General features: G+C 60.8%; 15 protein-coding genes. 4 read left to right on the top strand and 11 right to left on the bottom strand.

Annotated elements, in window-relative coordinates; genetic code table 11:
- Window positions 1-61: 61 nt before the first annotated feature.
- From ACIPZE_RS02675 to ACIPZE_RS02650, 6 genes are all read right to left on the bottom strand, one after another.
- Window positions 62-1,045, bottom strand: coding sequence for a FecR family protein (locus ACIPZE_RS02675; RefSeq protein WP_400771159.1), 984 nt, complete (start codon window positions 1,043-1,045; stop codon window positions 62-64).
- A gap of 88 nt (window positions 1,046-1,133) precedes the next feature.
- Entirely contained in the window at window positions 1,134-1,625 is a 492-nt protein-coding gene (locus ACIPZE_RS02670) for a sigma-70 family RNA polymerase sigma factor (RefSeq protein WP_129391738.1), read from the bottom strand.
- A 143-nt stretch (window positions 1,626-1,768) separates the two neighbouring features.
- Window positions 1,769-2,557 carry a hypothetical protein gene (locus ACIPZE_RS02665; protein WP_400771157.1) on the bottom strand — a complete coding sequence of 263 codons (789 nt, stop codon included), beginning with the start codon at window positions 2,555-2,557 and terminating at the stop codon, window positions 1,769-1,771.
- Window positions 2,558-2,739: 182 nt separating this feature from the next.
- Window positions 2,740-7,206 (bottom strand): hemagglutinin repeat-containing protein, encoded by a 4,467-nt coding sequence (locus tag ACIPZE_RS02660; protein WP_400771154.1) that lies wholly within the window; start codon window positions 7,204-7,206, stop codon window positions 2,740-2,742.
- Between the two features lie 114 nt (window positions 7,207-7,320).
- Window positions 7,321-9,048, bottom strand: coding sequence for a ShlB/FhaC/HecB family hemolysin secretion/activation protein (locus tag ACIPZE_RS02655; protein WP_400771151.1), 1,728 nt, complete (start codon window positions 9,046-9,048; stop codon window positions 7,321-7,323).
- A gap of 108 nt (window positions 9,049-9,156) precedes the next feature.
- Window positions 9,157-10,290, bottom strand: coding sequence for an MFS transporter (locus tag ACIPZE_RS02650; RefSeq protein WP_400771148.1), 1,134 nt, complete (start codon window positions 10,288-10,290; stop codon window positions 9,157-9,159).
- A gap of 98 nt (window positions 10,291-10,388) precedes the next feature.
- On the opposite strand from ACIPZE_RS02650, the gene ACIPZE_RS02645 reads away from it, so the two are divergent.
- The 3 genes from ACIPZE_RS02645 (at window position 10,389) to ACIPZE_RS02635 (ending at window position 13,951) form a co-directional block, all read left to right on the top strand.
- A complete protein-coding gene (locus tag ACIPZE_RS02645; RefSeq protein WP_400771145.1) occupies window positions 10,389-11,153 on the top strand; it encodes an AraC family transcriptional regulator in 765 nt (254 codons plus the stop codon).
- Between the two features lie 96 nt (window positions 11,154-11,249).
- Window positions 11,250-12,359, top strand: a complete 1,110-nt coding sequence (locus ACIPZE_RS02640) for an HlyD family secretion protein (protein WP_400771143.1) — start codon at window positions 11,250-11,252, stop codon at window positions 12,357-12,359.
- The gene (locus ACIPZE_RS02635; protein WP_400771141.1) at window positions 12,356-13,951 is read left to right on the top strand and encodes a DHA2 family efflux MFS transporter permease subunit; all 1,596 of its coding nucleotides are present in this window, start codon (window positions 12,356-12,358) and stop codon (window positions 13,949-13,951) included. Before ACIPZE_RS02640 ends, ACIPZE_RS02635 begins: the two co-directional genes overlap by 4 nt.
- Window positions 13,952-14,081: 130 nt before the next feature.
- Here ACIPZE_RS02635 and ACIPZE_RS02630 read toward each other — a convergent pair whose 3' ends face one another.
- The 5 genes from ACIPZE_RS02630 to ACIPZE_RS02610 all read right to left on the bottom strand — a co-directional run bounded on the left by ACIPZE_RS02630 (window position 14,082) and on the right by ACIPZE_RS02610 (window position 18,601).
- Window positions 14,082-14,522, bottom strand: a complete 441-nt coding sequence (locus tag ACIPZE_RS02630; RefSeq protein ID WP_400771138.1) for a carboxymuconolactone decarboxylase family protein — start codon at window positions 14,520-14,522, stop codon at window positions 14,082-14,084.
- A gap of 119 nt (window positions 14,523-14,641) precedes the next feature.
- The gene (locus tag ACIPZE_RS02625; protein ID WP_129391718.1) at window positions 14,642-16,084 is read right to left on the bottom strand and encodes a mechanosensitive ion channel family protein; all 1,443 of its coding nucleotides are present in this window, start codon (window positions 16,082-16,084) and stop codon (window positions 14,642-14,644) included.
- 196 nt (window positions 16,085-16,280) lie between these two features.
- Entirely contained in the window at window positions 16,281-16,907 is a 627-nt protein-coding gene (gene ycaC, locus ACIPZE_RS02620; RefSeq protein WP_129391715.1) for an isochorismate family cysteine hydrolase YcaC, read from the bottom strand.
- A gap of 57 nt (window positions 16,908-16,964) precedes the next feature.
- Window positions 16,965-17,648 (bottom strand): isochorismatase family protein, encoded by a 684-nt coding sequence (locus ACIPZE_RS02615; protein WP_283437045.1) that lies wholly within the window; start codon window positions 17,646-17,648, stop codon window positions 16,965-16,967.
- A gap of 86 nt (window positions 17,649-17,734) precedes the next feature.
- A complete protein-coding gene (locus tag ACIPZE_RS02610; protein ID WP_400771134.1) occupies window positions 17,735-18,601 on the bottom strand; it encodes a pirin family protein in 867 nt (288 codons plus the stop codon).
- A 105-nt stretch (window positions 18,602-18,706) separates the two neighbouring features.
- On the opposite strand from ACIPZE_RS02610, the gene ACIPZE_RS02605 reads away from it, so the two are divergent.
- The gene (locus tag ACIPZE_RS02605) at window positions 18,707-19,615 is read left to right on the top strand and encodes a LysR substrate-binding domain-containing protein (RefSeq protein ID WP_283437047.1); all 909 of its coding nucleotides are present in this window, start codon (window positions 18,707-18,709) and stop codon (window positions 19,613-19,615) included.
- Window positions 19,616-19,723 lie beyond the last annotated feature (108 nt).

The raw sequence follows: 19,723 nt of genomic DNA, 5'->3' as shown, positions 1-19,723 counted from the left end.
TGTTAATGCAAACCAGTTGCAGTTGAACAGGAAGACGATGAACTCGAAAAAAACCTGAATTTTATTTTGAAATTATTTCCTGACTGCCATCGGCATGCGTGCGAACAGCCACCGGCAGGATGCTCGGCAGGGCTTTGAGCAAGGCTTCGGTGTTGTCGGATTTGAACACGCTGGTCAGGCGCAGGCTGGCCACGGCGGGGTTACTGACGGTCAACGGTTTCTCGCGATAACGCGACACTTCGGCCGCCACTTCGCTGAGGCTGGCGTTATTGAACACCAGTTTGCCGCTGCGCCACGCGGTCAGCTCTGCCGGGTTGACCGCATAGGCTGCCGCGACATTGCCTTGTGCATCGATAAAGCTGCCGAGGCCGGCGGTCAGACTGATGAATTGATGGTCCGGGGCATTGCGTCCCTGCACTTTCACCGTGCCCTGCTCCACTGCCACGCGGGTTTGCGTCACGTCTCGACGCACATCGAAACGTGTGCCGGTGACCGTGATCTTGCCGCTGCCGGCCTCGACCACGAACGGTCGCGAGGTGTCGTGTTCAACGCTGAACATCGCCTCGCCTTCGCTCAATTCGATCAATCGGCGATCTTTTTCAAAGCGCACCTGCAAGCGGCTGCGGCTGTTCAGATCGATCACCGAACCGTCCGGCAACGCCACGTGTTTGCGCTCGCCCAACGCCGTGGCGAACTCGGCGCTGTAACCGCCCGGATGATTCAAACCGCTGAACAGACCGAGGCCGAGCGCCATTGCCACCACACTCGCGGCCACGGCATAACGTAACAACGGACGTCGTTCGCGGCGCGCCGGTGGAGTTTCAACCAAGGCTTTGAGGCGTGGCGCCGGCAGTAGATCAGCGGCCGTCCACAGCCCCTGAAGCAACTGAAATTCGTCACGGTGTTGCGGATGTTCGTTCAGCCAGGCGTCGAAGCGCTGCTGCTCGTCGGCACTGATGACCGGCTCCTGCAAACGCACAAACCAGCGCGCCGCATCATCGCGCACCGTTGTTTGCCCGCACGCGCAATCACGAATATCCATCATGGAATGTCCTGTCCGGCCGGGAATATAAACACACAGATCACCCTGTAGGAGCTGCCGAAGGCTGCGATCTTTTCAACGGCACACCCCATCACGATTGCAACCCGTCCAGTCGATCACGCAGATGCCGCAGGGTGCGGATCATATACTTTTCGACCATGTTCTTGGACAGTCCCAGGCGTTCGGCGATTTCCGCCTGGGTCAGGCCTTCGATCTTCTGCCAGACAAAAATCTTCCGGCAATTGACCGGCAGCTCGGACAGCGCGCGCTCGATGGAATCGGCCAGCTGGATCGCATGCATGTAATGCTCCGGGTCGCCAGACGACGACGCACCGTGATCGATTGCCTCCGACTCCATGGCGCCCCGCCGATCCTCGCGCCGATAACCATCGACGGCGATATTTCGCGCGGTCTGATGCAAATACGCCCGAGGCTGCTGCACCGCCGCCGAATCCGACTCGAGCACCCGCACAAAGGTGTCGTGCGCCAGATCCTCGGCCTGCGCGCGATTGCGCAGGCGACGAGTCCAGGTGCCGATCAACTCTTCGTAATGCTCGAAAAAGCCGGGTCTGCGGGGACGCATGGGGGTATGGGCGGCGTGCTGAGGAAAGGGGCGTGAATAGTAATGCTTCCTATTAAGGCGAAGCAATGGATTCCTTGGGAAGCCGATAAAGTCAGCCTCCTCAATAAAAAACCCCGGGATGGAATCCTGAAATTGCTTGGTTCTTATGGCGTCATACGAGCAAGTCTGAGCGCACTTCCGTGCTCAGCCATCAAGTCTGCGAAGACGAAAACTGCATAACCCACTAAAAAACCAATTACACCCAATGTCCATTGGTTATGGACGGACAGAACAGGAGGGTCTGCAAAAATGAAAGACATCAGCAGCAGGAACAAACACGATCCGAATACAACTATGGAAAGCACAATGAAAACAAACCAGATCCAGAATCCGGCGACCGTCCATGAAGACACTGAAAACCAGTTTCCGTCGGTTTTGACCAGTGCAAGGCCTCGAACGTACCGCTCCACCGCCTTGCCAAAATTGCCCTTGTCAGTGCCCAGAACATTACGAATCTGCTTGGGGTCTGCATTGATTGGCCCCCAGGCTTGCTGAAAACTGCGCTGCAAAGGTACATCAGTCATTGACGCGAACGTCTGATAAAGCGCCGTTTGCAGTTGAGCCTGTCCGTGAGCTTTGCGACTTTTCAACCGGCGGGCTTTGACCGAATGGGGCTGCCACCATTCGAACAGAATCATTGCGACGCCCAGTCCGATGAAAATCAATCCGATAATTCTTGAGATACCTATGTCGTCCGGCACCACAGGCCACGGTGCGTGATCCAGGTATGCGCGCCGTACTTGCGCCGTGAACACCATGTAATCAAGTATTCCGGGTGCCCAAAACAGTGTTCCAAGGCTGATGAGGCTTCTGCTGGGTTTAGCCCTCAACCAATTGAAAAGCATTTTAATGACCGGCAGTACGTCCTGCCGCCAATCGATCCTTGAGCTCATCGAACATTCCTTATCTGAAAATTTGATCCGGTGGACCTTCTATATCGTGCCACTTAGTGTGTTTCTTGAATCGTCAATGTGAGCAAGCCTGCTCGCAAAAGCGCCACATCAGTCAGGCATTTCGCTGACTGAATGGACGCCTTCGCGAGCAGGCTCGCTCCTACAGGGTTTTGCGCTGGGGATCAGCCTTTTTCGTCGATGCCCGCTTGCAGGGTCTGGCTGTCCAGATGACCGCTGAGGGTGACCGGGCCGATTTTCAGGTTGCCGTTTTCAAGGGAAACCTTCGGTGCGTTTTCCTCGGTTTTTTGCGGCAGGTCGAGGCCGGCTTTGACGCCGTAGTCACGGTTGTTCAGGTCGCTGCTGCTGACCTTCGAAGCGCCGAGATCGACCTTTGCTTCTGACGAGGTGATCCGCGCGCCGGTCAATTGCGTGGCGCCGCCGACGGCAAGGTTTACCCCTTGGCTGGCGCTGATGCCGGAAGCCTGCGCAACGCTGTCCTTGTGCGCGTATTCGCCCTGCGCTTTCAGCGTCGGTTTGTAGTCGGTACCGGCAAGTTTTCCTTTGTCATCGGCTGGGGTTTTCTTCGCGGTCAGGCCCAGATCAACATCGACCTTGGCCTGGGTTTGCGAGTCCTGACGGCTCTCGACGGTGAGACCACCGGCGACCTTGCCGCTGACATGGTTCGCGTCGATGCGCGCGCCCGCCAGTTGTGCGTCACCCGCACTGTTCAGCAGCACCGTGTCAGCCTTGATCTGGCTGTTCTGCTGCGAGGTGCCTTGCTGATAATCGACAGCGACCTTGGCCCCGGCATTGAAACCGTGATCGCTGCTGGCCTTTTCGTCAGCAGCGGTGGGCGTGCTTTTGCTCAGGTTGCCGCCGGCGTTCAGCGCGACGTTCCAGTTGTTGCGGTTATCGGTGGACTGCGCCGACTGCTGCACGTAACCGCCCTTCTGCGCGTCGATGCTGACGTTTGGCGCACTGACTTGCGTGCCTTGCAGGTGCACCGAATCGCCGCTCAAGGCGATTGCGCCTTGGGCGTTGAGCTGGCCGCCCGTCAGGGTTTGCGCGTTCTCGTTGACTCGACCGGTGTTGAAGTTGGCGCTCAGGTTAGCGCCCTGATCACTGCTCTTCTCGCCGCTGGTTTTGCTGCCACCGCCCTTCAAGCCACCGCCGAGATTGCTGCCGATGGCGGTGTGGGTGTCGCTGGCCGCTTGCAGATCGAGTTTGCCGTCGGCGTGTAAATCGATGGCGCCAGTGCTGTCGATTTTCGTGCCTTGCTGGGTCTGATTGCCGCCGCTGCTCAACTGCACGCCGTTGCCGCTGATACTTGCCACGTGCGCCTGAGTGTCAGTGGTTTGCTTGCCGGTTTGATCGAGTTGGAACCCGGCGCCGAGGTCGACGTTGGTGCCGTCGGTGCCCGGCAAGGTGCCGACCGTCAGCGAGCCATTGCCACGCAGGCTGCTGTCGCTGCTGTGCTGGCGATCAGTGGCCTGATTCAGTGCGAGATCACCGCCGGTGTGGATGTTCATGCCACCCTTACCGCCGTCGAAACGGCTGCCGGCGAATTGCGCATCGCCCGCGGTGTTGATGTTTACGCCCTGGCTGCCGGCATAACCGCCGACCACCGCAGTGGAACTGTCTTTGCTGGAGGTGCGACTGCCACCCGCGCCACTGCCGGCGACATTTACGTCTTCACCGGTCTTGGTGTAGACGCGCACATCGACCTTGGCATCCACGGCGTTATCGGTGCTGCTGTGGGTGTTGCTGGCAGCATCGGCGACCAGTCTGTCGGCGCTGATGTTCACTGTGCCGGCGCTGGCGTTGTACTGGCTGCCTTGGTCATGCAATGTGCCGGCGACTTTCACCGCGACGTTGCCGCCATCAAAACGGCTGACCACGGCGTTGCTGGTCTGCTCGGTTTTAGTCGCGCTGCCATGACCGACCGCGACGTCGATACCGACATTCGGCTGACCGAGATTACTCAGCGCCTCCTTGTCCGGAACCTTGCCATTCAAGACCTCCTTGACGACACCGGCAATCGGTCGGGCGATGTCTTTGTACTCGACGTTGGCGCCGATGTCCGCCGACCAGTTGCTCTCGGCGTGCGTGCTGCTGTCGCTGTTGCTGGCCGCGCGGTTGTCGACTTCGTTGGCGACAACCTGCAGACCGTTGCCAGCCTTCAGTTGCGCGCCTTCGGTGGCGAGTTTGTCGGCATTGATGTGCAGACCACCGCTGCTCTGCACTTGAGTGGTTTGCGCCGTGGTTTTGCTGGTCGAGTCTTGCACGCTGCTGTGGGCGAAATCGACGCCGCTGCCCGCGCGATCGAGACCGCCGGTGTAGTAGAAACCGCCGCCGGTGCTGGACGTGTCAGAGCTTGTTTGGTGGCTGTCCTGTTCGGCCAGCAACGAAACGTTCTTGCCGCTCAGTGTGGTGTCACCCGCCGTGGATTTCACCTCCGTGCCTTTGAGCGTGACGTCACCGCCCGCCTTCACCTGCACGCTGCCGCCGCTGAGGCTGGAGCCTTGCTGGGTGACGTCGTTGCTGGTCACGGTTTGCTGTTTGTCTTCGTAGTGAATGCCGGCACGATACTGCTCTGGCGTCTGCTCTTTGGCGTAGGCATCGAAGCCACGCGTTTCAGTGGTCGCGCTGCTGTCGTGAGTGTTCTGCGCGGAATGCACGTTGACATCCCCCGCCGCGTCGGCCGTCAGCGCCCCGCCCGCCTTGACCGTCGAGCCTGCCACTTCGAGGTCTTTGGCGCTCTTGAGCTTGAGGTTGCTGTCGGACACCAGTTCGCTGCGCAGCGTGGTGCTGTCCTGGCTGTTCTGCCGCGACTCGTCTTTGCTGATGCCAAAGAACTTGCTGTCTTTGTCATGGTTGTTGCTGTGCGTGGTGTCCTGTACGCCATCAATCACCAGCGAACCCTTGTCGCTGATCACACTGGCGTCGCTGCCGCCGCGCACTTGACTGCCGCTGATGCGCACCTCGTCTGCCTTGACGATCAGCTTGCCGGCGGCGTTGATCTTGCTGCCCTGATGCTGGGTCTGGCCCTTGTCGGCATCGCCGGTCTTGCCGAAGAAACCACCGCCGACGAGGTCACCGGAATAACGATTGTCGCTGCTGCGATTGGTCCGCGTGGCCGTGGTGATTTCCACTTGTTTACCGGCGAGTTGCAGGTCGCCGGTGCTGGTCATTTCAGCGCCTTCGGAGCGCAACAACGCGGCGGTTTGCAGGGCGATATTGCCGGCCTTCAACTGACTGGTGACGCTGCGCTGCTCTTCGCTGCTGCTGTTCCAGTCAGCTTTCCACAGATGCTTGCGATGGTTGCCCTGATCGGTCTGGGTATGGCTTTCGGTGGCAGCGCTCAGGCGCAGATCGCCGCCGCTTTGCACGCTGAGATTTTTTGCAGCTTCGACTTTGGCGGCTTTCAGTTCGGTGTCTTTGCCGGACGACAATTTGGCGTCGCGGCTGGCAACGATCTGGCTGCCATGCTGGCGGGTTTCGCTATCGGTCTGGGTGCGGTCGTAGGTTTCCCAAGTGATGCCGATGGTGCTGTTGTTCCAGTTTTCGCGCTTTTCCTGAAGCTTGCGGCTTTCAACGGTGGTCAGGGTCAGGTTGCGTTTGGCCTCGGCAATCACGTCGCGGCCGCTGACATCGGTGGCGGCCAGGGTCAGGTCTTTGCCGCTGTGCAGGCCGACATCGCCCTGGCTGCTGCGGATGTCGGCGCGGGTGATGTCGAGGCTGTTGGCGACCGCTGCACCGCTGACCGTGAGGTCGCCGGCGGAGCGAATCTGCACGCCATCGCGCCCGGCGACCTGCACCGCACCCACGCGCACGCCGGCACCTTCAGCGGTGCTGACGATGTTGATACGCCCGGCCTGCATGGCACCGAACAGGCTGGCGTCGATGCGACCGTCGGCGGTATTGCCCGCCGGGTCCACGTTTTTCACCTGGCCACTGGCGTAATCGACCTGATTGCGTCCAACCGTGAGGTTGAGGCTATCGCGAGCACTGATCGCGCCCTGGCTATCGATACGCGGGGCGATCAGGTTGATCGAGCCCTCAGCGTTACGCAGGCCACCGCTTTGGATCTGCAACTGGCCGCTGGCGTCGCGGGTGCTCAGGGCTTGCAGTTTGCCGTCGGTCAATTCCGGACGACCGACCACCAGGTTGGCGTTCGGCGTGTTGATGAAACTGCCGCCATTCACCGAAATGCCGTTGGGGTTGGCCAGCACGTAATCGGCGGCACGGCCGAAGATTTCCTGCGCGCCATTGATCGCCGACGGGTTGCGGCTGATCACTTCGTTGAGGATCACGCGCGCGGCCTGGCCTTGCAGTTGCGGGTTGGCCGCCAGTTGCCCGGCGAGCTGCGATTGTCCGGCCTGCAAGGCATTGTTCAGCACCAGGCCCTGACGGTCGACGTTGTAGTCGAGGAACTGGTTGTGCGACAGGCCCGAACCATTCGGCGCGACGATGTTGACGATGGGCACACCGCCCTGGGTTTGCAATTGCGCGGTGCCGCCGGGCCCCGGTGCAACCACGACACCGCCGGCCATCGCGTTCGGCAGGTGCACGGCGAGGAACAGGCTGGCGATCGCCCAGCGCAATTTGCCCCGAGGGGAAAGATGAAATGCAAAGGTGTGTGCTGGCATAAAAACGTCTCCATGTGAGTACGGCATCACGTCGCGCGTTTTAATCTTGGCCGTGGCTGACGCGCTCAGATCCGACGGCTGTTTTGTTCACTGCGTTATCGATTCAGGTTGCAGTCATATCTGCACCCCGACACGCATCAGCCAGGTTTGCGGCTCGTGCTGCAGACCGTCGGGGGTGTTGAGGGCGCGCTGGTAATCGACGTCCACTTGCAGGTTTTTCCAGCCGAGATTCAGACCGACGCTGGCGCCACTGAGGCGTTGCCCTTGGGCGCCGTGATCGGCTTTGATCCAGCCGTTGTCGAGGCCGATTCGCGGGGTGATCTGCACCGGCCATTCACTGCGCAGCGGCAGGCGCAGGGTATTGCGCCAGACCGCACCGCTGGCGCCCGACGCACTGCTGACGCGATAACCGCGCACGGCCGAATCGTCGGTGCCGAGCAACTGTTCGATGGCCGGCAACGGGTCCGGGCTGTACTGCACGTTGAGCTGACTCTGCCACTGCCACGCCTGCGCGCCGAACTGACCGTTGCGCCACTGGCTGAGGCCGGCGCGGTACTTGCGAAACTGTGCCTTGGGCAAGTTGTTGATCTGATGTTGCGAATCGTCATCGGCACCGAACCAGCGCAAACCCTGGGCGTAGTTGATGTCGAGGTTCCACACGGCGCGGTCGAGCCAGAACAGATTGAGCCCAGCCTCGGCCACGGTCAGCGTCGGGCTCTGAATACCCAACCGGACATTTTCCAGGTAGCTGTCGACGTCCTTGTGCGCCAATTGCAGGTTGGCGCTGAGCTGGCGACTTTGGTCGCGCCATAACACCCGGTCGGCGCGCAGGCTGACCTGATCGGTGATGCCGCGGCTGTGAAAGGTCACGCTGGGCAACTTGAACGGCGCGCGATATTCGGCATGGCTGGCGAACGCGCTGTAGGTCCAGTAACCGTAAGGAATTGCGTAATAGAGGCTGGCGTTGCGGCTGTAGCGGTCGCCCTGATTGAGCGTGTCGCTGGCGCTGAGGCTCAACAAATCATTCAGTTCCAGCGGGCTGTCGAGGCTCAGGCTGACGCTGTCGCGATCGCGCCCGGTGCTGGCGCTGCCGAGGTTGTCGATACCGGCGTTCAAGGCCCAGCGCGATGGCGTGGCGCTGCGTGTACGCAGAATGATTCGCGAGGCGCCAGGCTGGCTGCCGGGGGCGATGTCGGCGGTGAGGTCGACCGAGCGCAGGCGATTCAGTTGATCGAGGCCCTGCTCCAGATCGCGCAGGTTCAGCGGTTCGCCGAGCATGTTCGGGAACGCGCCGCCAAGAGACACCGGCAGGCTCTGATCGGCCAGTTCGATGGACTCGATATAGCCTTCATCAATCCGAATATCCAGCGACTGCCCCGCCGCCGGAGCGCTGAGCAGATACGGACGACTGGCGATGTAGCCCTTTTCGACGTAGATCGCGGTGATGGTCGCGAGCAAATGATTGATCTGCCCGACGCCCATGCATGGCGCCAGCAACGGCTTGATGCGGGCGTTGAGTTTGTCGCTGTCGATCAGCGTGACGCCACCGATGCGCGTGCCGCTCAACGGCCAGCAACGTTCATCAGGGGTAACGGTTGGCGCGACCGCCGGGGTCGCTGGCGCCGGCCCGAACGCGCCACGCTCCAGCTGACGCTTGCGTTGTTCCAGTTGCAGTTGTTGCAGATCGCGCTGTTGCTGTTGTTGCTGGCGCAACACTTCCTGGCCCGGCGCGACAGGTTCGGCAGCTTCAATCGAGGAGGCACAGACACTCAACACAAAGGCCGACAACAGCGGGCAACGCGTGGAACGACGACGAAAAACAGCGCAAAACGAAAACGGCACGCAACATCCTTGCGATCATCAAATGGCGTAATGCCACCCTATCAATAATCGTGATAGTCGGAGCCCTCCTACACAAATGCAAGACGCTTCCTACAGCGCTTACACTTCTTAAACAATTGCTTTGCCTGGCTTTATCGTCAGCAGCAACACTACGGCGCTACACGCTATCAGGGTTTCCCCGAGGGCTTGAGCGGCGCCCGCGAGCAGCAATCCGACGCCGATCAGCAGGTAATACAGCAGCCCCAACAGCGCCCCGGCGGTACCCGATCGATCCGCGTAATTGACCAATGCCATCCCCAGAATATTGGGGATCGCCATGCCGAACGCCAACACCACCAGCAACATCGGCAGCACGAACAGGGCGCTGTCCTGCAGCCACCAGACCCCCATCCCACCGAGCAAAGTGCTGACACCTGCGAGGCGGATCAACGCCAGCGTGGCAACGCCTGTCTGTAACAAACGCTTGCTGCACCCTGCGCCAATCCCTGAACCCAGTGCCAGGATCACACCGCTGTAGCCGAACCACTCTGCGCTCAGGCCCAGCCGCTGAAAAATAAACGGGCCAAGGCTGTAATAACTGAACAGCGCAACGTTGAACGATGCGATCCACAGTGCCGAGCGCCAGATGCCAGGGTCACAGAGCATGCATCGCAGGGTTTGCCACAGGCACACCTGAGGTGATGGCTGCGGCCGGGTTTCCGGCAAGGCGTAAAGACTCCATAGCCACAGCAGCGTCGCCACCAGCAACAGCGCACCAAGCACACCGCGATATCCGAAGGCCTGTACCAGACTGGCGCCGCTGAACAGACCGAGCGCGGGACTGGCCGCCAGCGCAATGCCCACCAGGGAAAACATCTGGGCCAGCTCTGCGCCCTGGAAGCGATCACGCAGCACGGTTTGCGTCACCACCGAACCGACCGCCGCACCGAATCCCGCCAACATTTGCGCCAGCAACAAGCCGTTGAAACTGCTGACCCGCAGGCCGAACAGCGTAGCAGCGGCATAGATCGCCAGGCCCGCGAGCATCGCCGGGCGTCGACCGATGCGATCGCACAGACGTCCCCACACCACCACACCCACGGCAAACGCGAGGAAATACACCGACAACGTCTGCGCCGCCGCTTGCGGGCCGACATCGAACACGCGTCCGATATCACCGAGTGCCGGGCTGTACAGGGTTTGTGCGATCTGCGGGAACATCAGCAGCGCAATCGCCAGCCATAAGAAATATCTGCTGTTCATCCTTCTTCACTCCTCCAGTTAACCGCCGAGGAGTTTAAGAATCGAAGACTGGCGTACTATCAAAATCCCGCCAACTTATCGCTGAAATCGGACAACCCATGGCCTGGCTAGACGCCCATGCAACCTTTGACGCTGATCGGCTTCCTGCGCCGGTGATCGGTATCGCCTCGACCTTGGGCGATCACGATTCCGGTCTGCACCGTCATCAACGCGGGCAACTGCTGTACACGCGACAAGGCTGCACGCGAATTACCCTGGCGCAGCAATTGTGTCTGCTGCCGCCGTCGCGGGCTGCGTGGATTCCACCGGGTGTCAGCCATCGCGCGGTGATGCAGCAGAGTGTCGATTACCGCTCCATCTACTTGATCCCCGAACTGTGCGCCACGCTGCCGCAACAAGTCTGCGTGATCGAAGTCAGCCCTTTGTTGCGCGCCGTACTGGAACCAATGGCGCTGGCGGATTTCGCCACGGATTGGCAGCAAGGCAAATTCGCCCACCTGCTCGGCCTGTACCTGAGCGAAATCGCTGAAGCGACGCAGCAACCGATGTTGTTGCCATTACCCGCGGACAAGCGCCTGGCACCCCTGCTGAAAACGCCCGAACGACTGCCACCGGAGCTGCAAGTGCTGGAGCAGCAGATCGGCGCGAGCAGCCGCACCATCGGGAGAATCTTCCAGCGTGAAACCGGCATGAGCTATCAGCAATGGCGCCAACAGTGGCGCTTGATGCGCGCGATGGAATTGCTCGCCACCGGGCGCAGCCTGAGCTACTGCGCTTTTGAATCGGGTTTTGCCAGCGACAGCGCCTTTATCGCCTTCTTCAAAGTCATGACTGGCAGTACACCGGGCCACTGGCTCAAATGAGCAACTGACGATCGGCGTCAGAAATAATTTGCCACTAAATATTACCTACGTCATATTACAGCCGTAATAACGACCCGATTGATCAGGTAATCCGCCATGACCAGCATGCCCACCCTCGAACCTGTTGTGGTTAAGACCAAACCGCCCTTGCTTAAACGCTTGCTGCTGCCCGGCGTCGGCTTGCTCGCGCTGATCTTCGCCGCCGTATACGCCGTGCATTGGTGGGGTGCCGGGCGCTTTCTCGAGGAAACCGACGATGCCTATATCGGAGGCGACGTCACGGTAATCGGCCCGAAAGTCGCCGGTTACATCGATGAAGTGCTGGTCAGCGATAACCAGCACGTGAAGGCCGGCGATGTATTGATTCGCCTCGACGCCCGCGACTATCGCGCCAACCTCGCCAAGACTGAAGGCGCCGTCGCCGCCGAAGAAGCGCTGCTGGCCAACCTCGACGCCACCGAACAACTGCAGCAAGCAGTGATCGGCCAGGCCCGCGCCGGCATTGATGCAGCGGGCGCCGAAACCGCGCGTTCACGCGATGACAACGCGCGCTACAAACGCCTGGTGACCACCAACGCGGTGTCGGTGGAAAGCGCGCAACGCGCCGACGCCACCTTCAAGACCGCGCAAGCCCTGAGCGCCCGCGCCCAGGCCGAACTGCTCGCCGCGCAACGCCAACTCGCGGTCATCGACACCCAGAAACAACAGGCCCGCGCCGCCCTCCAACAAGCCCGCGCCGAACGCGATCTGGCGCAGTTGAACCTCGGCTATACCGAATTGCGTGCACCGGTCGACGGCGTGATCGGCAATCGCCGCGCGCGGGTGGGCGCCTATGCGCAGGCCGGTTCGCAGCAACTGTCAGTAGTCCCGGCTAGCGGCTTGTGGGTCGATGCCAATTTCAAGGAAGACCAACTGGCGCGGATGAAGCCCGGGCAACGCGTGAGCATCCGCGCCGACGTGCTGTCGGGGCAGGAATTCCACGGTCGCCTCGACAGCCTCGCCCCTGCCACCGGTTCGCAATTCAGTGTGCTGCCGCCGGAAAATGCCACCGGCAACTTCACCAAAATCGTCCAGCGTGTACCGGTGCGGATCCTCCTTGATCCGGCTGACGGCGTCCTCGGGCATTTGCGTCCAGGCCTGTCGGTCACCGCTGAAGTCGATACCCGCGCTCAGCCGGAAACCAGCGCCGTGGCCGTCGCGCCATGAGCACCGCCAGCCTCACCGCCCCGGCGCAACCGTTCAACGCGGCGGACATGGCGACCGCGACCAAAGTGCTCGCCTTCGCAACCATGTGCATCGGCATGTTCATCGCGTTGCTGGACATCCAGATCGTCTCGGCCTCGTTGCGCGATATCGGCGGCGGACTGTCCGCCGGCACCGACGAAACCGCGTGGGTGCAGACCAGTTACCTGATTGCCGAAATCATCGTGATCCCCTTGTCGGGCTGGCTCTCGCGGGTGTTCTCGACGCGCTGGCTGTTCTGCGCCTCGGCGGTCGGTTTCACCCTCGCCAGCCTGCTCTGCGGCATCGCCTGGAACATCCAGAGCATGATCGCCTTCCGCGCGCTGCAAGGTTTTCTCGGCGGTTCGATGATTCCGCTGGTGTTCACCACGGCGTTCTTTTTCTTCACTGGCAAACAACGCGTGATCGCTGCGGCGACCATCGGCGCGGTCGCTTCCCTGGCGCCGACCATGGGCCCGGTGATCGGCGGCTGGATCACCGATATTTCCTCGTGGCACTGGCTGTTCTACATCAACCTGGTGCCGGGGATTTTCGTCGCCGTGGCGGTGCCGATGCTGGTGAAGATCGACCAGCCGGAACTGTCGTTGCTCAAGGGCGCGGATTATCTGAGCATGGTGTTTCTCGCGCTGTTTCTCGGCTGCCTGGAATACACCCTCGAAGAAGGCCCGCGCTGGAACTGGTTCAGCGACCAGACCATCCTCACCACTGCGTGGATCAGTGGCCTGGCCGGATTGGCGTTTATTGGCCGGACCTTGCACGTGGCCAATCCGATCGTTGATCTGCGCGCGCTCAAGGATCGCAACTTCGCCCTCGGCTGCTTCTTCTCGTTCGTCACCGGCATCGGGCTGTTCGCGACGATTTACCTGACGCCGTTGTTTCTCGGGCGGGTGCGTGGCTACAGCGCACTGGACATTGGTCTGGCGGTTTTCTCCACCGGGGTGTTCCAGATCATGGCGATTCCGCTGTACGCCTTTCTCGCCAATCGCGTGGATTTGCGCTGGATCATGATGGTCGGTCTGGGCCTGTTTGCCGTGTCGATGTGGGAGTTCAGCCCGATCACCCATGATTGGGGCGCGGGACAACTGATGCTGCCGCAGGCGTTGCGCGGGATTGCCCAGCAACTGGCGGTGCCGCCGGCGGTAACATTGACCTTGGGCGGGTTGGCACCGGCGCGGCTCAAGCATGCCTCGGGGCTGTTCAACCTGATGCGCAATCTCGGTGGGGCGATCGGTATTGCGGCGTGCGCGACCATTCTCAATGACCGCACCAACCTGCACTTCACCCGGTTGGCCGAACATTTGAACAGTAGCAATGAGGCGCTGAATCAATGGCTGGCGCAGGTCGGTGGCAACCTCGCGACGCTGGGCCAGAGCGGTGACGTCGGTGTCACCGCGAGCCTTCACCAGTTATGGCTGCTGACCTACCGCGAGGCGCAAACGCAGACCTACGGCGACACCTTCCTGATGATCATGGTGTGCTTCGTCATCGCCACGGCGATGGTGCCCTTGATGCGCAAGGTGCAACCACCGGCCGCGCCGAGTGCCGACGCCCACTGATCCCGATCCCGACATCACCACATTCCCCCTGTAGGAGCTGCCGCAGGCTGCGATCTTTTGATCTTGTCTTTTAAACACAAAATCAACAGATCGCAGCCTGCGGCAGCTCCTACAGGGGTGAGTGTTTGCTTTAGGCCTGTGGGGTTTTGCGGAAGCCTACGGCCAGGCGGTTCCAGCTGTTGATGGTGCTGATCGCGACGGTCAGGTCGACCATTTCTTTTGGTGAGAACTGCGCGGCGACCACTTCGTAATCTTCATCCGGGGCGTGGGTCAGGCTCAGTTGCGTCAGCGACTCGGTCCACAGCAGCGCGGCGCGTTCGCGGTCGCTGAAGAACGGCGCTTCACGCCATGCGGTGACCGCGAACAGACGGCGTGGCGTTTCACCGCCCTTGATCGCGTCGGCCGTGTGCATGTCGATGCAGAATGCGCAGCCGTTGATCTGCGAAGCGCGCAACTTGACCAGTTCGATCAGGGTCTTTTCCAGTGGCAGTTTCGACACCGCAGTTTCCAGGGCGATCATCGCTTTCAGGGCGTCCGGGGAAGCGGTGTAGAAATCGGTACGAGCTTTCATGGCAGTATTCCGGGGGGCTGTGAATGTGGGATCTAAAGTAGTCCTGCAACGCCGCCGGACAAATAGCCAATCTCCCGGAAGACGAGTAGACCAGCCGTTTGTCCGCTACCCGCAAGCATTCAGACCTGATTGCGCAGCCATTGCAAAAAGCCCTTCTTGGCCACCACCGCCGGCACGTCCGCCGTCAGGGCCTGGGCCTTGTGCAAGCGGTAATCGAGCAAGGCCTTCATCGCATCGTTGATGTCGTGACGCGCATCCAGACACGGTTTGAGGTAGGTCTTTTCGATGCGGTACAACGCACAGAAGGTTTTCGCGGCAAACGTTGCCGGCACCGACGAGTCGGAAAGAATGCCCGCTTCACCGATGACCTCGCCAGGCCCCATGCGCCCGGACTCGAACGGCGCACCGTGACGAATCAAGGTCACCGATACCACGCCGGATTCGATGATGAACAAATGATCGCTGACCTCGCCCGCCTCGAGAATCGTCTCGCCGGCGCGAAAGGTTTTAAGCGTCATGTTCTGGCTGAAGGTGTCTTTCTCTTCCTGACGCAACGTCGAGAAAATCGGCGAACTGTCGAGCAGCGCGCGCGGCCGCGACAGGTTGGTGGGGGCAACGCTTTCATCGCTCGACAGCAGATTGAACCCGGACGCCTGCAAGTGCCGGTAAGCCAGGTCGAACAGCTGATTGCGCACCACGCGTTTTTCGCCCATCGAGGCGACAAAGCCGCTGATCTCGTATTCCGCACCGCCGCTGTCGGAGCTTTTCAGCGCCACACTCGGCGCCGGCGTGTCGAGCAATTGCCGGCATCCCTGCATCGCCCGCTCCAGCGCATCGATCACCGAATTGGGCCGAGCGTGCGGGCTGACCTGCACGCTGACCGAGACGCCGAACATATTGCTCGGTCGACTGAAGTTGATGATCTTGGCCTTGGCCGCCAGCGAATTGGGAATCACCGCCATGCTGCCCTGGCTGGTTTGCAGGCGCGTGGCGCGCCAGTCGATGTCGGTGACCCGGCCCTCGGTGCCATCGATGGAAATCCAGTCATCCAGTTGATAGGGCTTGGTGGTGTTGAGGACGATCCCGGAAAACACGTCGCTCAAGGTGCTCTGCAAGGCCAGACCAACGATGATCGCCAGCGCGCCGGACGTCGCCAGCACCCCTTTGACCGGCAGGTCGAGCACATAGGCCAGTGCAGCAATGATCGCGATGAGGAAGATCACTGCGCCGAGCAGATCCTGCAACAGCCGACCGGTGTGGCCGACCCGTTGCATCATCACCGCACCGATCAATACCGTCAGGGTGCGCGCGCCGAACAGCCACCAGCCGATCTGCAACCCCGTCGCCGCCAGGTGCAACGGCACGTTATCGGCCCACGGCGCGGGCTCCATCGGGTTGAGGCCTTCGTTGAACAGCAGGATGCTGAACAGGCTGAAAATCAGCACGCGCACCAGCAGTTTCCACTCGCTGCCACGGGAACTGATCAGGCGCCACAGCCCCAGATCGAGGAGGATCAGGATCAACGCGCAAAACAACGGATGTTCAGTCAGCAGAGACAGCATCAAACAACTCCGACGAGGGCCAATCGCGAGAAGATCGCACAGATTGGAACAGTGTAGGAGCAATTGATTTCGCCGGACGGGCACGCCCGCAAAAACACCACACCGCCCTGTAGGAGCTGCCGCAGGCTGCGATCTTTTGATCTTTAAAAACAACATCAAAAGATCGCAGCCTGCGGCAGCCCCTACAGGGAATTGGTTATTTGTCGTTGGTCAGGCTGTTGTAGCTGGTGAACAGGTTGCGGTAATCCGGGATGTGGTTGGAGAACAGCGTGCCCAGGCCTTCGATGTCGTTGCGCCAGTCGCGGTGCAACTCGCACGCCAGGCCGAACCAGGTCATCAGTTGCGCGCCGGCCATCGACATGCGGTTCCACGCCGAATCGCGGGTCAGTTCGTTGAACGTGCCGGAGGCATCGGTGACCACGAACACATCGAAGCCTTCTTCGAGTGCCGACAGCGCCGGGAACGCCACGCAGACTTCGGTGACCACGCCGGCGATGATCAGCTGCTTCTTGCCGGTGGCCTTGATTGCCTTGACGAAATCTTCGTTGTCCCAGGCGTTGATCTGCCCCGGGCGAGCGATGTACGGCGCATCCGGGAAGAGTGCCTTGAGCTCAGGCACCAGCGGGCCATTGGGGCCGGTTTCAAAACTGGTGGTAAGGATGGTCGGCAGCTTGAAGTACTTGGCCAGATCGGCCAGCGCCAGCACGTTGTTCTTGAACTTGTCCGGGTCAATGTCGCGCACCAGCGACAGCAGGCCCGCCTGGTGATCGACCAGCAGAACGGCAGCGTTGTTCTTGTCCAGACGTTTGTATTGAGTGGTCATTGCAGTAATCCTCGCGGGTGATAGAGGCCGACCGGTGGTCGGCCCCAGGAGACTCGATCAGCGCTGCGAATCCAGCACTTCGTGTTCGTTCGCGACTTGCTGAGCCTTGAGGTAGCTCTCGATCAGCAACTGATAATGCGGCATGGCCTGGGCGTAGACGGCCGCCCACTGCTCGGCATCGGGACGGTTCCACGAGCCTTGCAGCTCGGAAAGCGTAGCCATGATGTCGATCGGCACCACCCCGGCCTGGGCCAAACGGGCAACGGTCAGATCAGTGGCCAGTTTCGAGTGATTACCGGACGCATCGACCACGGCGAACACTTTGTAGCCTTCATGCACCGCAGCGATGGACGGGAACGCCAGGCAGACGCTGGTCAACGTGCCGGCAATGACCAGGGTTTTCTTGCCGGTGGCTTTGACCGCCGCATGAAATTCCGGGTTGTCCCAGGCATTGATTTCGCCTTTGCGCGCGACGTATTGCGCATGCGGTGCGGCTTGGTGAATCTCCGGGATCAATGGCCCGTTCGGCCCTTGCGGCACGGAAGCGGTGGTAATCACCGGCATCTTCAACAGGGTCGCCGCTTTGGCCAGCGCGATGGCATTGGCGCGCAGTTGCGGCACGTCCATGTCCTTGACGATCTGGAACAGACCGCTCTGGTGGTCGATCAGCAGCATCGCTGCGTCGCTGGCATCGATGGTCGGTTTCTGGCCGTCGAAGTTCGCTGCATTGACAGTGTTCATGTGCGTTTCCTCTTTTCTATAGGCGACAGCCATCCCTGGCCTGCGAACCGGCCTACGCGTCCTGTGTAGAGCGGAGTGGTTGTGCGTTAAGCGTGCATCTGGCCGAAGCGGCCGGACTGGAAGTCGGCGAAGGCCTGGTGGATTTCCTGCTCGCTGTTCATCACGAACGGGCCGTGACCGACGATCGGCTCATCGATTGGCTCGCCGCTGAGCAGCAACACCACGGCATCCTGGCTGGCTTCGAGGGTCAGTTGCTTGCCGCCACGTTCGAACAGCGCCAACTGCCCTTCGCGTACCGACTCCAGACCGTTGACCTGCACCGAGCCTTTCAACACCACCAGCGCGGTATTGCGCCCTTCGTGCAGATCCAGCGTCAGCAACTTGCCGGCGTTGAGGCGCAGGTCCCACACGTCAATCGGGGTGAAAGTGCGCGACGGCCCGGTGTGGCCATCGAACTCACCGGCGATCAGGCGCAGGCTGCCGGCGTTGTCCTTGAGCGCGATGCTCGGGATGTCGCTGTCGAGGATGGTCTGGTAGCCCGGCGCGGCCATTTTGTCCTTGGCCGGCAGGTTGACCCACAACTGGACCATTTCCAGTTTGCCGCCGGTTCTGGCGAAGTTCTCCGAGTGAAACTCCTCATGGAGGATCCCCGAAGCGGCGGTCATCCACTGCACGTCGCCCGGACCGATGGTGCCGCCACTGCCGGTCGAGTCGCGGTGCTGCACTTCGCCTTCATAAACAATAGTCACGGTTTCGAAACCGCGGTGTGGATGCTGACCAACGCCACGCCGTTCGGTGGTCGGGGTGAAATCGGCAGGGCCGGCGTGATCGAGCAGCAGGAACGGGCTGATGTGTTTGCCGAGGTTGTCGTAGGAAAACAGCGTGCGAACCGGGAAACCATCGCCGACCCAATGGCCGCGCGGGCTGGTATAGATACCGATGATATTTTTCATGGTGGTCTCCAATGGGGGTGAGTGATGCGATGGATTAAGCTTAAATCCGTAGCCATTAATGCACTAGACTGCAAAAACCAGCCTTAGCGTTCTATATGGAGAACGATGGTGGAAGACCTCAACACCCTCTACTACTTCACCCAAGTGGTCGAACATCATGGCTTCGCCGCCGCCGGGCGCGCGCTCGACATGCCCAAATCGAAACTCAGCCGGCGTATTTCCGAGCTGGAAGAGCGCCTCGGCGTGCGCCTGCTGCATCGCACCAGCCGCCATTGTTCGCTGACTGAAATCGGCCAGGCGTATTACCAGCGCTGCCTGGCCATGCGCATCGAAGCCGAGAGTGCCGCCGAGCTGATCGAACGCAATCGCTCCGAGCCGCAAGGGCTGGTGCGCCTGAGTTGCCCGACGGCGCTGCTCAACTCGTGGGTCGGGCCGATGCTCACCCGCTATTTGCTCAAGTATCCGCTGGTGGAACTGTTTATCGAGAGCACCAACCGTCGCGTCGACCTGCTGCACGAAGGTTTCGACATTGCTCTGCGGGTACGTTTTCCGCCATTGGAAAACACCGACATGGTCATGAAGGTACTCGGTAACAGCATGCAATCGGTGGTCGGCAGCCCGCAGTTTGTCGAACGCCTGTCGTCACCGCCCTCGCCTGCTGACCTCAATGGTTTACCAAGCCTGCATTGGGGCGCGGCGCAGCGTGAGTATCAGTGGGAGTTGTTGGGGCCGAACGACAACACCGCGCTGATCCGCCATACGCCGCGAATGGTCACCGATGATTTGATCGCCTTGCGTCAGGCGGTGATTGCCGGGGTGGGTGTGGCGCATTTGCCAAGTGTCGTTGTGCGTGACGACATTGCCGCCGGGCGGGTGGTGGAGTTGATTCCGGGGTGGGCACCGAAATGTGGGGTGGTGCATGCGATCTTTCCGTCGCGGCGCGGGTTGTTGCCGTCAGTGCGCACGTTGATTGATTTTCTCGGCGAGGAGTTTGCCCACAGCGACATTGCCTGAATCGGCGGTGCGCCCATCGCGAGCAGGCTCACTCTTACAAGGGACTTTGAGCGCCACAGATCTTCTGTAGGAGTGAGCCTGCTCGCGATGAGGCCAGTCCAGACAACA

It is taken from the genome of Pseudomonas sp. NPDC089741 (assembly GCF_044748825.1).
In the GTDB taxonomy this organism is placed as follows: domain Bacteria; phylum Pseudomonadota; class Gammaproteobacteria; order Pseudomonadales; family Pseudomonadaceae; genus Aquipseudomonas; species Aquipseudomonas helmanticensis.
Note: the sequence above shows the minus strand (reverse complement) of the source record. Positions and strands in the feature narration are given on the sequence as shown.